The sequence below is a fragment of the Pseudoalteromonas byunsanensis genome, from assembly GCF_001854475.1.
In the GTDB taxonomy this organism is placed as follows: domain Bacteria; phylum Pseudomonadota; class Gammaproteobacteria; order Enterobacterales; family Alteromonadaceae; genus Pseudoalteromonas; species Pseudoalteromonas byunsanensis.
In genome coordinates this window covers 1-13,952 of record NZ_MNAN01000009.1, presented here as the reverse complement: position 1 = coordinate 13,952, position 13,952 = coordinate 1, and the positions used below count along the sequence as shown (strand labels likewise).

General features: G+C 42.7%; 11 protein-coding genes and 2 tRNA genes. 9 read left to right on the top strand and 4 right to left on the bottom strand.

Going from position 1 to position 13,952, the window contains the following annotated elements; all coding sequences use genetic code 11:
* Positions 1 to 3: 3 nt before the first annotated feature.
* Positions 4 to 1,791, top strand: a complete 1,788-nt coding sequence (locus BIW53_RS00805) for a hypothetical protein (protein WP_070989712.1) — start codon at positions 4 to 6, stop codon at positions 1,789 to 1,791.
* 83 nt (positions 1,792 to 1,874) lie between these two features.
* Here the strand turns inward: BIW53_RS00805 and BIW53_RS00800 are convergent, their stop codons facing one another.
* From BIW53_RS00800 to BIW53_RS21020, 3 genes are all read right to left on the bottom strand, one after another.
* On the bottom strand, positions 1,875 to 2,888 hold the full coding sequence (locus BIW53_RS00800; protein ID WP_070989710.1) for a glycosyltransferase family 8 protein: 1,014 nt from the start codon (positions 2,886 to 2,888) through the stop codon (positions 1,875 to 1,877).
* Positions 2,885 to 3,718 (bottom strand): hypothetical protein, encoded by an 834-nt coding sequence (locus BIW53_RS00795; RefSeq protein ID WP_070989709.1) that lies wholly within the window; start codon positions 3,716 to 3,718, stop codon positions 2,885 to 2,887. Before BIW53_RS00795 ends, BIW53_RS00800 begins: the two co-directional genes overlap by 4 nt.
* Positions 3,719 to 3,796: 78 nt before the next feature.
* Positions 3,797 to 5,260 carry a mannan-binding lectin gene (locus BIW53_RS21020; protein WP_217495700.1) on the bottom strand — a complete coding sequence of 488 codons (1,464 nt, stop codon included), beginning with the start codon at positions 5,258 to 5,260 and terminating at the stop codon, positions 3,797 to 3,799.
* 267 nt (positions 5,261 to 5,527) lie between these two features.
* Here BIW53_RS21020 and BIW53_RS00785 point away from each other — a divergent pair, with 267 nt between their 5' ends.
* Positions 5,528 to 6,019, top strand: a complete 492-nt coding sequence (locus BIW53_RS00785) for a hypothetical protein (protein WP_070989706.1) — start codon at positions 5,528 to 5,530, stop codon at positions 6,017 to 6,019.
* 376 nt (positions 6,020 to 6,395) lie between these two features.
* Here the strand turns inward: BIW53_RS00785 and fldB are convergent, their stop codons facing one another.
* The gene (gene fldB, locus BIW53_RS00780; RefSeq protein WP_070989704.1) at positions 6,396 to 6,917 is read right to left on the bottom strand and encodes a flavodoxin FldB; all 522 of its coding nucleotides are present in this window, start codon (positions 6,915 to 6,917) and stop codon (positions 6,396 to 6,398) included.
* An 80-nt stretch (positions 6,918 to 6,997) separates the two neighbouring features.
* On the opposite strand from fldB, the gene xerD reads away from it, so the two are divergent.
* The 7 genes from xerD (at position 6,998) to BIW53_RS00745 (ending at position 13,742) form a co-directional block, all read left to right on the top strand.
* Complete coding sequence (gene xerD, locus BIW53_RS00775; protein ID WP_070989702.1) at positions 6,998 to 7,924, top strand: site-specific tyrosine recombinase XerD; 927 nt, start codon at positions 6,998 to 7,000, stop codon at positions 7,922 to 7,924.
* 62 nt (positions 7,925 to 7,986) lie between these two features.
* Positions 7,987 to 8,736, top strand: coding sequence for a bifunctional protein-disulfide isomerase/oxidoreductase DsbC (gene dsbC / locus BIW53_RS00770; RefSeq protein WP_070989701.1), 750 nt, complete (start codon positions 7,987 to 7,989; stop codon positions 8,734 to 8,736).
* Positions 8,737 to 8,814: 78 nt separating this feature from the next.
* Positions 8,815 to 10,545 (top strand): single-stranded-DNA-specific exonuclease RecJ, encoded by a 1,731-nt coding sequence (gene recJ / locus BIW53_RS00765; RefSeq protein WP_070989699.1) that lies wholly within the window; start codon positions 8,815 to 8,817, stop codon positions 10,543 to 10,545.
* Positions 10,546 to 10,666: 121 nt separating this feature from the next.
* Positions 10,667 to 11,765 (top strand): peptide chain release factor 2 gene (gene prfB, locus BIW53_RS00760; RefSeq protein WP_139158752.1). Its coding sequence is split into 2 segments (ribosomal slippage): positions 10,667 to 10,741 and positions 10,743 to 11,765, totalling 1,098 coding nucleotides; the frame shifts between segments, so codons are not numbered across the junction.
* A gap of 27 nt (positions 11,766 to 11,792) precedes the next feature.
* A complete protein-coding gene (gene lysS, locus BIW53_RS00755) occupies positions 11,793 to 13,334 on the top strand; it encodes a lysine--tRNA ligase (protein ID WP_070989695.1) in 1,542 nt (513 codons plus the stop codon).
* 208 nt (positions 13,335 to 13,542) lie between these two features.
* Positions 13,543 to 13,635 (top strand) — tRNA-Ser (locus tag BIW53_RS00750).
* A 30-nt stretch (positions 13,636 to 13,665) separates the two neighbouring features.
* Positions 13,666 to 13,742 (top strand) — tRNA-Arg (locus BIW53_RS00745).
* The last annotated feature ends 210 nt before the right edge of the window (positions 13,743 to 13,952 follow it).

Below are 13,952 nucleotides of genomic sequence, written 5' to 3'. Positions count from 1 at the left end.
ATCATGAATACGCAAGTAAAAGGCTTAACTAAGCTTATTTCACAGGCTGCATTGTCGGGAGCACTGATCATGTGTTCAAGCATCGTTTTGGCACAGAGCTTTCCCGGAGGGGCAGCTATCACCCCAACTGATTTAACTGCAACACCTGCACAACTGCCTGCACCACCACCAAAATACCAGTTGGACGACCCAATAAGTCATGAAGAGTTTGCACGTTTTGCTTGGCGGCAATTTATCTACTTGAACTCACCGACTAAAAAATCTAATTCAGGGCCGACTGATGTCTCCCCTGTAGTCAGGGGGACGGTCGATCCTGACGCTAGTTTTGTGACGTCGGGTAACCCTCGCTTTTATCACTCTGGGAAGAGCTCAACAGATAACTTCAGTAGCAATATTTTGCTTTGGGAAAGTTACGCTCACCGTTCTGAGTTATTCCCAAAAGAAGCCAAAGCCAGTGGGAATTTTCCGACTCTATTACCACAGTACGACTTGTTAAACGTAAGTGTGTCATCGAACCAAGCGCGCTTTAATAATCTCGATGAGAGTTCTCAAATTGGTCAGAATAAGATTTTTTTCCCAAAAAACGGCAGCACGCCCTCTACTAACCCTTATGACGACTATGAAGTGTTGTTTGAAGCGAAGGTAAACCAGACAGAATATGATTACATTAAAGGGTTAAATGTTACTGTAGGACAACCGTTAGAAAGCTTTGACTTACCGAATGAAACCATAGAAATAAAAGCGGCATGGCGGGTATTGAGTGATGAGTTGGCGCAATCTGGCCGTTACCATACTGCTGAAGCTGTGTACTATAAAGGTGAGGAGAGTGCTCTTGAGCCGCATGTTGCCACCTTTGGTCTGATTGGCTTGCATATCATCAGAAAAATGGAGAATTACGAAGCGTTTGTGTTTTCTACGTTTGAGCACGTAGATAACTTGAAAAAGCCAAACGGCGCTGATACGGGCCTCTACTTTTATACCACCTATAATCAATTGAGTTATCAAAGCACAGTGTCGTCAACACCACATGCGATTGTGAACACTGGCACAAACTTAGTGCAATTGCCTTTACCAAAAGCCGGCGAAATTACGCCTGCAAATGGTTATGATTTTATTAATGGTAATTATACGCAGCCAACAGATACCTCTGCGGGTCCTATCAAAGTTGTTCAGCCACCGACTATCACTAATGCAGTGATTAGCGTAAATCAAGAGGTGAAAAACGCCATGGCGCAATCCGGCCAGTTTGGTAACTCTGTGTGGCAGTATTATCAACTCAAAGGTGTTCAACCTTTACCTGCAAACGAAGACAGCAGTGTAGCAGGTAAAGCTAATCCGCTGACGAAAGACTTCTTTTTAGCAAACAATGTGATTGAAAGTAGTCAACCAGGCATTCAGTTATTTAAAGGCGGGGCTCCGGGCCCACTTCCACAGCCACCGAATACTGTGAACTGTGATAAACCTGTTCCAGCATCTGGACAGCCTAGTGTAAATTGTTTGCCAAACCCAAGAGCTGGGGACACTGCGGCAAACATTCAGAATGTACCTAACTTGGTTGTTCCTGGCGTTAGTCATGGGGAGCAAAATAACATTGTGATGGGCGGATGTATGGGATGTCACGGTCAATCGAAGTATACCAATGCGGGTGGCACAAAAAGTAGTATTTTTAGCTTTCTAATCAGTAAAGATAATTTGGAAAGTCGAGGTGGTTTTAAGGCTGAAGCATTTGATCAAAATGGTATTAGCTTAAGTACTGCGGCACAAAAATATATGGCAACACAAAGTAAGTAGCTATGAAAAAGGAGTGCTAAGCACTCCTTTTCTATAGCCTTTCTTTAAACATACCTAGCGTATTTAGATAGGGTCATACGTTGTTATAATTGATTAACTAACTTTACTGCAGGTTGCTCTTCATATTCATTTGACAGTGCCTGCATACTCGTTGGGTGTTTTGCACCATAGTTTTCCGTCCAGTAGTACTGCTGCTTGATACGCCATGCTGCAAACTGATTATCTGTTCCTAGTGTGCATTCATTCCAAACATCACGCCATAGATGTAAGTATTTGAGGTAGTGGGGGGCTAGCTCAAGAATTTCTTTATCGTCGTAGTTGAACCATGGTTTAATAACCCCAGCAAAGTGAATGAACTTGGCATCTAGCATGGTTACTTTGTCTAGCTGCTGAATGTATTGCTCGATAAAAGGCATAAAGTTGTAGCGGCCGTCCGTTAGCTTTACTTTGTTCTTAAAGTAGATGTTAAATAGCATTTGATCGGTAAAACCTTTGACACCAAAGCTACGCCAAAGGGAAAGGTCATCAATGAGTCTAACAATACCTTGATAATGCTCACCTGTTAGGTAGCTTTTTGAAATAGCCATAAAACCAGAGTTAAAGGTGTTGGTCAGATTGCTTTGCCCGTAACTTTTTGGGATCGCTAAAAGAGGGGATTGGGTATTGGCAAGTAACTTGTTAGCTTTATGTTCGTAGGCGAAACCATCCGGTGCGGCTAAAAACTCGTTTGGATGTTCAAATACGTCTCTTATGTCGCCACAGCACATGCCGTCGCTGTCTAAAAATACCAATTTTTCATAATCGCGTAAGCGCAGTACTTCAAGTGATAATAACCGTAGATGCAGATCGGCGCGCAATTGCGGCAAATGATTGCGCAACCTATTGGTCGCCTGCTCAATTTGCTTCGAACGCTCGATAAATTTTACCGGATAATGGGCATTTAAGCGTGTTTTGTTGGTCGAAGACAAATGGTCAATGAAGATCACGATGTCACCTTCGAACCAAGGGTTATATTTTAAAAAACTATAAATTAATACTTCTGTACCGAGCGCGAAGTTGTCGCAGGTTACTGTGGCTAAGCAGTATGCTTTTTTCATAGGTTATGCGCTCCGATTGGATTAGAAAACTCACAAGTTGAGTCGTTAACTAACAATTTATTGATTGCTCTATCGAAGGTTTCTGTCAACGTATCTAATGCAGTCTCTTTATCTTGGTGTTGCCATAGGAAGTAGTTCAACATGCCATATCCGGCTGGTGTTTTATTGGCGTCAAGAATGAATAAACGCTGGCTTTGCGCACACCTTACAATGTCTAGCTCGCCGAAGTCTAAACCGATTAGTTGGCAAAACTTGGTAATGTTTATTTGTTCCTGATAACTAAATACCGTATGGGTGCCCAAAAGTTTAGGTGGTTTTTGCGCTCTGTTATCTAACTTATCGCAAGCGACGGTTTGCTGTACTAAATAAACTATAGGGAGTTGACCAAAAATAACAGGTACGCGATATTCTTGCTGGTAGTCACCTATTGTAGAGTCAATAAGTGCTTGATAAACTTTACTTTCATCACAATGTTCTATCGGTGTATTAATCACTCGACCACCCTTAACGCCGTTCGCATTGGGTTTTTCAACACACCTTCCACAATGGGTTAATGGGTCAATAAAGCTGCCATAACCAAATACCGCATACTGTAATTGCTCAACATGCTTTTTACTGATATCGAGACAGTTTCGATTGATGATGTGCTTGTCACCGACGGCTTCAAGTAGCTCGGCTGGGCAGTCAAGCTCAGTCACATCACTCCATAGAAAAGCCATATCAAATGACGCAGTTAAGTCACGGGTTACCTGATAGTTCAATCTATTGATGATATGAGTGATGGAATAATACTCTTTATCTGGGTACTGGGGATAGAAAAGTAATTTCATGCCATGGTGCGCCTTTGATAAGACCGAACCAATAGCCTATCGGAGATAGGCTATTGGCTCAGATGCATGTAGATTAAGTTATTTGCAGCAACCGCACACTGACATAACGCCCTCTTGAGTGGTAGTCCACTGACCATTCCATGTTAAAGCTAGGTTTGGACATACGCCTTGGTCATCTGCAGTACCCTTACATTTTTTCACTGCATCCTGTTGGTTAGTTATCGGACCTGCTTGAACATCGACACACTGGCCCATACCTACAACAATGTTGTCAAAAATGTGGCTTAAAGACCCTGATGTGGTGTTCTTATTTTTCACCGTATCGATACCTGCATAACCGTGGCAGCCAAAACAGTTTGAGGCAAACCCTTGATTCGTTTCTGGATTTGTATCAACCCATTGGAATGTAGTTTCAGCAACAGTATTGGCCAAACGTAGTGAACCCCGCTGATTACTGACATCGCCATTTACACTAGAATCTTTGTTGATATCACTCACCCAAATAGCGCCAACATTAAAGTAGTTTTTGAAAATACTCATATCCCCAGTCAGCTGCTGATGAACACTGTCGTTCATAGATACAATATCGCTAACATTTTCTTCTGCTTTCCAGTCACCGGCAGCTGTACCATTTGGATAGACGCGACATATTTCTGTGGGGACACCAGTAAGTGTGCCGTTAGGAGCTGCTTGATTCAGACACTTGGAAAGTGCCATATTATCTCCGCTAGCAAGAGCTGCTGAACATGATTCACTGATAAATGACCAGCCTGTATTAGTAGTGGGTTTATTACAGTCTGGTACGTTTTTGTTATGCTCAAATGTTGCCCAGATAAATTCCGGATGATCGGGCGTCGCAATGGCGAAATGAAAGCCAATTAAACCAAGAGTGGTATCGGCTGGGACGCCTTGTGGGTTGTTCCATACGAGATAGTCGGCTTGATTGTCTGCTTCGGTTAAGACTTTCCAAGCTGTTTTCAATTCGGTTGTACCGCCGGGGAAATTCGTGGCACTTTTTATTTGCTCTGCATCATCACACATGTTGCGGCTAAAGCGCATATCGTAATAAACGATATTGCCCACTTGGTCGAAAATTACATCCCCACCGCCTGCTTCACCGTGAATAAAACTATGACCTTTAGCCAATGCGTTTTTCAAAGTTACACCCGTAACTGTGTCGTCACATGAGTTCGCTGGATTACCTTTTTCATCCAGCTCATAAAGTGGATAATCACTTGCATTTGAAAAGTTTCTATTTTCTGCATTGTTCTGGGAGTTAACTGAGGTGCTCTTATATGGAGACATCAGACTGATAAATGATTGCCAAGTAAAGTGATAAAAATCGCAAAAATCATTGCCGTTATTCGGTACTTCACTGGGAATGCCAGGATCACCTGAAAACCAACTTGAAGGTGCTTTGCAACTGACAGTTTGCGATGACGCACTGAAAGCTTGTTTAGCGGGTAGCGCTAGGATCAAACCACAACTTACAATTGATAGATATTTGTGCCACGTAAATTTGGCATTGCTTTTGTTTTTCATGACTCGCCCCTGAGTTATTGAAAGTAAACAGTGATTACGGGTTACTGCATTACATAAAGTGCAAGAGGCTAGACTGCTGCAAAGACGGGACCTATAAGTAGGTTATACACAAGCTTCCTTACCATCCAGTAAACTGGCTCAATGAATTATAGTAATAAAATGACAAAAGCAAATTACATCTTATTACAAATATGACAATTTAAAGTGGGCACAAAGTAATATATACCTTATTTATTGGTAACCGTATTGAATAAAAGGACCTAGGTAATGCAAGCAACAGTTATGGCTATTTTGGATTTTTTAAAGCAGATAGGTTTGTCGTATCAGGAATGCGCAATTGAGCAAAAAACGTTTTTGCCAGGGCTGAGACTAGAACGGGGCGTATTACAAATTGACTCCGCAAAGTTGCTTTATCCTGGAGATATTCTTCATGAAGCGGGTCATATCGCAGTCTGTGAGCCTACAGAAAGGCACTTGATGAGTGGTGATATTTACAAAAGTGGCCGGAACCAAAGCTGGATGCAAGGCGAAGAAATGGCTGCGATTGCATGGTCAGTAGCCGCCATCAAGTTCATAGGTTTGCCACTGGAAGTTGTTTTTCACCCCAATGGTTACAAAGGGGCAAGTGAACATTATGTCAAAATATTTTCTGATGGGGAGGCATTTGGCACTCCTCTGCTGAAGGTATGGGATATGGTAGACCCTGATTTGGGGTTCCCATTTATGAGGATTTGGCTAAGAGAACTATCATGGAATTAAAATGAATACGGCACCAGATAACTATTTAACCTTTTGATAATTTTGTTTTTGTTTTTATTTGGATAAGGTGGTAAATCACACATTTTTATCACCTAGCTTCTGGCGGGGTTTAAAACTGCGGTACAGAGTATTGAAAACGACAACCAGAGTATTCAAATAAGCCAGCAAAATGAGCAGTTGACACGAGCGGCTAAAACGCAAGGGCAAACCATCAAAGAGATTAGCGCTAGCATCACAGATATACACCAGACGTCAATTACAACTAATGTAAGTGCAGCGGAGATCCTAGCTAGCAGCCGCAGATGAGATTAATCAGGCTGTGAAACGAATTAACGAGCAGTTTCGTTGATTCACAGGTTAAACACTATATGCCATATTAAAGTGAATCACTATATTCGGTCATGATTTGGGTGATCCAGTTGGCAATACGTTCATCACTTTTATCATATTGGCTGTCTTCATCAAGAGCTAACCCAACGAAATATTTGCCATCATCAGTTAGCGCTTTGGATTCTTCGAACTCATAATCAGCAGTATTGGGCCAGTAACCTAAAAAATTAACCCCTTGTGGCGCAATCTTGTCATGTAACATACCCAGAGCATCTTGAAACCACTGGCCATAACCCTGTTGGTCACCCATCCCAAACAAGGCGATGGTTTTACCTGCTAGGTTAACACTGTCAATATCATCCCAACACGATTCCCAGTCTTCTTGTAACTCGCCAAAGTCCCAAGTAGAAATTCCGAAAATCAAAAAGTCATACTTTTGGGCATTGGCGAGAGGTTCATCTTTGATGTTGTGTAATGACACAATGTCTTCACCAATAATGTCTCTTATTTTTTCGGCCGCCATTTCGGTGTAACAGGTGGTTGAACCGTAAAATAACCCTATTTGCATAGTATTTATCACTTTTAGATTGACTGATATGATAGGCGCGAAGTCTACCTTATGACGCACTAAATTGATACAGGAAGCCTGTGAGCGAAAATATCTCAAGAACGCCATTAAATGAAGCGAATGCACACAATATAGAATTGTTTCTGGACACTTTATATTTGGAGCAGGGATTAAGTGAAAATACCCTTAGCGCCTATCGAAGTGACTTAGATAAGTTTGCTTGTTTTATCCAATCAATAGATAGCAGCTATTCACTATTGGAAGTACAAAGTTCAGATGTTGAAGCATATTTGGCACACCGGCATGATTTAGGGCTAAAATCGCGCAGTACGGCTAGAGCGATCAGTGCCCTAAAAAGGTTTTATTTATTCTTTTTGAGCCAAAAAGTGATCACAGCCACGCCACTTTTGAATATTGCGCAACCTAAAACAACGCAATCATTACCAAAAACTCTAACAGAACAGGAAGTCGAAGCATTACTAAGCGCCCCAGATTTAGCAGATGCAATGGGACTCAGAGATAAAGCAATGCTAGAGTTATTGTATGCTACAGGGTTACGGGTAACCGAGCTGGTTGGCATGAGAATAGAACAGATCAATCTACGCCAAGCAGTTGTGTTGGTAAAAGGTAAAGGTGGCAAAGAGCGTTTGGTTCCGATGGGTGAAGAAGCATTGCACTATGTGGAACAGTTTTTAAAGGTTGGGCGTCCTGAAATGGTAAAACATGCCACCGATTTTGTGTTTCCCTCAAAGCGCGGAACCGGTATGACACGTCAAACTTTTTGGCATCGTATTAAACACTATGCTATTTTGGCGAATGTAACGTCACCATTATCACCACATACGTTACGTCATGCATTTGCAACACATTTGTTGAATCATGGCGCTGATTTAAGAGTTGTACAGATGATGTTGGGGCATAGTGACTTATCAACGACACAGATTTATACACATGTTGCCAGTGAACGTTTAAAAACGCTTCATCAGCAACATCATCCTAGGGCTTGATGGAATTTTATTTAAAATTGCCGGTCTACTGGGTGACTGGATAATAATTGAAAGAGCATAATATGAAAAAATTAATGTATGTAGCGGCAATGGCATGCTGCTTTTCAACCTTCGCCAACACAGCCCCTGAAGCTACTTCAGTTGAGGAGGTCACGCCGCTGGCTGTTGATCCTATCAAAGAAAGCTTTGCTAGATTAGGCGTAACGGTTTCAAGTATTGAAGACAGCCCTGTAGCGGGTCTAAAGACAGTTTTGACCGACAAAGGTGTACTTTATGCCAGCGCTGATGGTAAATACTTGATGCAAGGTAATTTAATTGACTTGGAAAATCGTGTAAACGTAACTGATCAAGCGCTAAGTGGTGTACGTAAAGAAGGCGTGGCGCAATACCAAGATTCAATGATTGTGTATAAAGCAGAAAATGAAAAGCATCAGATCACGGTATTCACAGATATTACCTGTGGTTATTGCCGTAAGTTGCACAGAGAGTTAGAAGACTACCTATCAGCGGGTATCACAGTGAAATATCTGGCATATCCTCGCGGTGGTCTACAGGGATCTGGCTACGAAGATCTAAGAAACGTGTGGTGTGCAAAAGATGCTGCACAAGCGCTTACTGATGCCAAAGCAGGGCAAAAAGTGGCGGAAGTTGAAAATTGTAGTGCCCCAGTTGCAGAGCACTATCAGCTAGGTCAGAGCTTTGGCTTGTCTGGCACACCAGCTATTATTCTTGACGACGGTACGCTGATCCCAGGTTACCAGCCTGCAGACTCATTATCAAAAATGTTAGAAGAGAAAAGCACGAAGTCGTAATTGAGGGTATAATACCGTCAATGAGAAAAAGGCCGTCAGGCCTTTTTTATTGCTTAAAATTTAAGGTTTAGTTAGTTAATGAACACCCACATCCAAGTACGTCAGCGCGTCGATGATAGTCACCTACCAAACCAATTACACCCAGTTATCAAACAAATATACGCCAGCCGAGGTGTACAATCTGCACATGAGTTAGATAACAGAACTAATACGCTTCTTGATTTTCGCTTGCTAAAAGACATTGAAAAAGCCTGTGATATTTTACAATCGGCGTTACACAGTCAGGCGAAAATATTAATTGTTGGTGATTTTGATGCGGATGGTGCGACGAGCACTACGGTGCTGATGGAAGGGTTAGCTCAGTTTGGCTATCAACATGTGGATTATTTGGTGCCAGATAGGTTCAGCTTAGGCTATGGCTTGAGTCCTGCCTTAGCAAAGCAAATTGTGCAGTTGCAACCTGAACTGGTGATCACGGTTGATAATGGCATTTCTTGTATTGCTGGTATTGATATCGTTAAGCAAGCAGGGATCAGTGTGATAGTCACGGACCATCACCTACAAGGTGAGCATTTACCTAATGCTGATGCGATAGTAAATCCTAACCAACATGGCTGCCAGTTTCCCTCTAAATCGATTGCCGGAGTCGGAGTTGCCTTTTATTTACTAGTGGCTCTGCGAAGCACATTAAAAGAGCAAGGTTATTTTGAGCGTCTAGAGCAAGCGATACCAAATCTAGCATCTTTACTTGACGTTGTGGCGTTAGGAACTGTAGCAGATGTGGTAGCTCTAGATGCCAACAATAGAACGTTAGTTTATCAAGGTTTAGCACGTATCCGCAGTGGTCATACGCGACCAGGGATCTTGGCGTTGATAGAAGTTGCCAATCGAAATGCAGCGCGATTAACGGCCAGTGATTTTGGCTTCGCGTTAGCACCTCGCCTCAATGCGGCGGGTCGCTTGGATGACATGAGCTTGGGGATAGCCTGTTTACTTTCCAAGGATATACATCAGGCACGTCGTATTGCCAGTGAACTGGATAGCTTGAATCATGAGCGGCGAGAGATTGAGCAAGGTATGCAGCAAGAAGCTCAAGCGGTATTGGAGCGTTTGGTACTAAGTAGTCAAAGCGTTCCTGATGCGGTGTGCTTATACCAACATGATTGGCATCAAGGTGTAATAGGCATTCTAGCAGGACGTCTTAAAGAGCAATATCATCGTCCAACCGTCGTTTTCGCTCAAGGAGATAATGGTGAGATAAAGGGTTCTTGCCGCTCCATTGAAGGTGTACATATAAGAGACTTGTTAGAATCTCTTAATACTCGCCATCCTGATTTAATAGAGAAGTTTGGCGGACATGCAATGGCGGCCGGCCTCACCATTTTAGAGAGTAACTTTGAACGCTTTAAGCAAGTATTTGTGCAAACCGTGAGTGAAAACTTGTCTGCTGAGAACAAACAGAGTGTGTTATTAACTGACGGAATGCTACCTGCTGATTGCTTTACAATGGAGTTCGCGCAGCTTTTACAACAGGCAGGACCTTGGGGACAGCATTTCCCTGAACCTGTTTTCTGTGGAGAATTTGAGCTAATACAACAGCGAATTGTCGGCGAAAAACACCTGAAACTGGTGCTCAAACATCAATCAGGGAGATTGGTCGATGCGATAGCTTTTAACGTTGATGTACGGTCATGGCCGAATTCACAAGCAACGCATTCACAAGTGGCCTATCAGCTTGACATTAATGAGTTTAGAGGCAAGTTTTCATTACAGCTGATAGTGCGAGAAATCAGCGCAATAACCTCATAAAGGCATTTATAGCCAGAACAAACTTTGCTATTATGGCGCGTTTAATAATTGTCGCTTCGTAGCGCCATAATGGGCATTGCGAGTAAGCGCAGAGAATCGATAAATTTTTGGAGTTATATGCATGTTTGAAGTGAATCCTGTGATTAATCAAATCAAGGACATTCGCGAACGTACTGAGCTGCTTCGGGGGTACCTTTGACTACGCTCATAAACAAGAGCGTTTAGAAGAGGTTAATGCGGAACTTGAAGATTCGGCGGTATGGAACGAGCCTGAAAAAGCACAAGCTTTAGGGCGCGAAAAGTCAGCCTTAGAAGAAGTTGTAGAAACCATCGATAACTTGGTTTCAGGTGCTGATGATGCGGAAGGCTTGGTAGAGTTGGCCGTTGAAGCGGAAGATCAGGATACCTTTGACGAAGCTCAGCAAGAATTAGAAGTATTGTTGGCGTCTTTGGAAAAACTTGAATTCCGTCGAATGTTTTCAGGTGCACACGATAGCAACGATGCATATTTAGATTTACAGTCAGGTTCTGGCGGTACTGAAGCTCAAGACTGGTGTAACATGCTTTTGCGTATGTATTTACGCTGGGGTGAAGCAAAAGGCTTTAAAGTAGAGCTGGTTGAAGCAACAGACGGTGATGTAGCCGGTATCAAAGGTGCAACAGTGCGCTTTGTTGGTGAGTATGCTTACGGTTGGTTGCGCACAGAAACGGGCGTTCATCGTTTGGTCCGTAAGAGTCCTTTTGATTCAAGTGGTCGTCGTCACACCTCATTTGCCTCTGCGTTCGTATACCCAGAAGTTGACGACAATATTGAGATTGATATTAATCCGGCTGATTTACGTATTGATGTATATCGTGCCTCTGGTGCTGGTGGTCAGCACGTTAACACCACCGAGTCTGCGGTTCGTATTACCCACGTACCAACGAATACGGTCGTACAGTGTCAGAACGAACGTTCACAGCACAAAAACAAAGCGCAAGCGATGAAACAGTTGAAAGCCAAGTTATTTGAGCTTGAAATGCAAGCGCAAAATGCTGAAAAGCAGTCACAAGAAGACGCTAAGTCAGATATCGGTTGGGGTAGTCAGATACGTTCATACGTATTGGATGACTCACGTATTAAAGACTTACGTACTGGCGTTGAAAATCGTAATACGCAAGCCGTTTTAGACGGTGACTTAGACAAATTTATCGAAGCTAGCCTGAAATCAGGCCTTTAATCAACAAGCTAAACTAAGAGCTAAAAAATGACAGATCAAATCCAAGACGAAAATAAACTCATTGCTGAGCGTCGTACCAAGTTGGATGCGATTCGCGAGAATTGCAACGCTAATGGCCACCCTAACAGCTTCCGCCGTGAAGACTATACGGCTGATCTACAGGCTAAGCTTGGTGATAAATCGAAAGAAGAGTTGCTTGAGCTAGATCATCAAGCTTCTGTTGCTGGCCGCATTTTAGCTAAACGTGGTCCATTCTTGGTTTTACAAGATATGAAAGGCCGTATTCAGGCGTATGCTTCAAAAGATGTACAAAAAGACTTAAAAGCCAAGTATGGTCAACTAGATATTGGCGATATTATTGGTGTTAAAGGCCCAGTACATAAATCCGGTAAAGGTGACTTGTATGTTGATATGGTTGAGTATGAACTACTGACTAAGTCTTTGCGTCCATTACCTGAAAAATTCCATGGTTTAACTGACCAAGAAGCGAAGTATCGTCAGCGTTACGTTGATTTGATCACTAACATGGAAACGCGTGAAACTTTCCGTATCCGTTCAAAAGTGATCGAAGGTATTCGTCGTTTCTTAGCTGAACGCGATTTTATGGAAGTTGAAACACCGATGCTTCAGGTCATTCCTGGTGGTGCATCGGCACGCCCATTCGTAACGCACCATAATGCACTAGACATTGATATGTATCTGCGTATCGCACCAGAGCTTTATCTTAAGCGTCTAGTGGTAGGTGGTTTTGATCGTGTATTTGAAATTAATCGTAACTTCCGCAATGAAGGATTATCAACGCGTCACAATCCTGAGTTTACCATGATCGAATTCTATCAGGCGTATGCTGATTATAATGATCTGATGAACCTGACTGAAGATATGTTACGAACTGTAGCGCAAGATGTACTTGGCACAACGACTGTTGTTAATACAATTAAAAATGCTGACGGTGAAGTGGTAGAGACAATAGAATACGACTTTGGTAAAGCATTTACACGTTTATCAATGGCGGATGCCATCATTGAACACTCAGAAGCGGCAGCAGCACAAGCACATATCTTTAAAGACCCAGAGAATCACTTTGAAGAGCTAAAAGCGTTTGCTAAGCAAATTCATGTCAAGACTCCTGAAAACTGTGTATGGGGCCCTGGTAAGTTCTTATGTGAGATCTTTGAAGAAGTTGCTGAGCACAAGCTTATTCAACCGACTTTCATCACAGAGTATCCATGGGAAGTGTCTCCGCTTGCGCGTCGTAATGATAAAAACCCATTCATTACAGACCGCTTTGAATTCTTTGTTGGTGGTCGTGAACTCGCAAATGGTTTCTCTGAGTTGAACGACGCAGAAGACCAAGCAGCACGCTTTGCTCGTCAGGTTGAAGAGAAAGATGCTGGTGACGATGAAGCAATGCACTTTGATGATGATTATATCCAAGCACTTGAATATGGTTTACCGCCAACGGCAGGTGAGGGGATTGGTATTGACCGATTAGTGATGTTGTTTACAGACTCACCGACTATTAAAGACGTTATCTTGTTCCCGCATATGCGCCCACAAGCTGACTAATCTAATTATTGATAAAAAGCCGCTTTCAGAGCGGCTTTTTTGTATCTTATCCTATCTTTGTCGTATTTTTAGCCGCAAAGTGCAGAAAAGTTAAACGCTGTTATATAAATGACTTAAAAGCTGCACATTCTATGAGCATACGGCCCATTTTTACCATAAAAGTGTTTGACTTATTTTCTCAAGCCTTTATTATACGCATCCACAAGACGGAGAGGTGGCCGAGTGGCTGAAGGCGCTCCCCTGCTAAGGGAGTATAGGGTTTGTAGCCCTATCGAGGGTTCGAATCCCTCCTTCTCCGCCATTTTTTAGTAAATGGTTTCTTGTAAATAACGGACGCGTAGCTCAGCTGGATAGAGTACCTGGCTACGAACCAGGCGGTCGGAGGTTCGAATCCTCCCGCGTCCGCCACTTTTCTTAAGTGGTTAAATATAAAGAATTGCGATGCAGACGCTCGGAGGTTCACTCTTTCAAGATACGTCCCGCATTCGCCACTTTTCTCTAAGTGGTTAATTAAAAGAGCATCTGGTAAGTAAAGATGTAAAAGATACTTAAACGACGGACGCGTAGCTCAGCTGGATAGAGTACCTGGCTACGAACCAGGCGGTCGGAGGTTCGAAT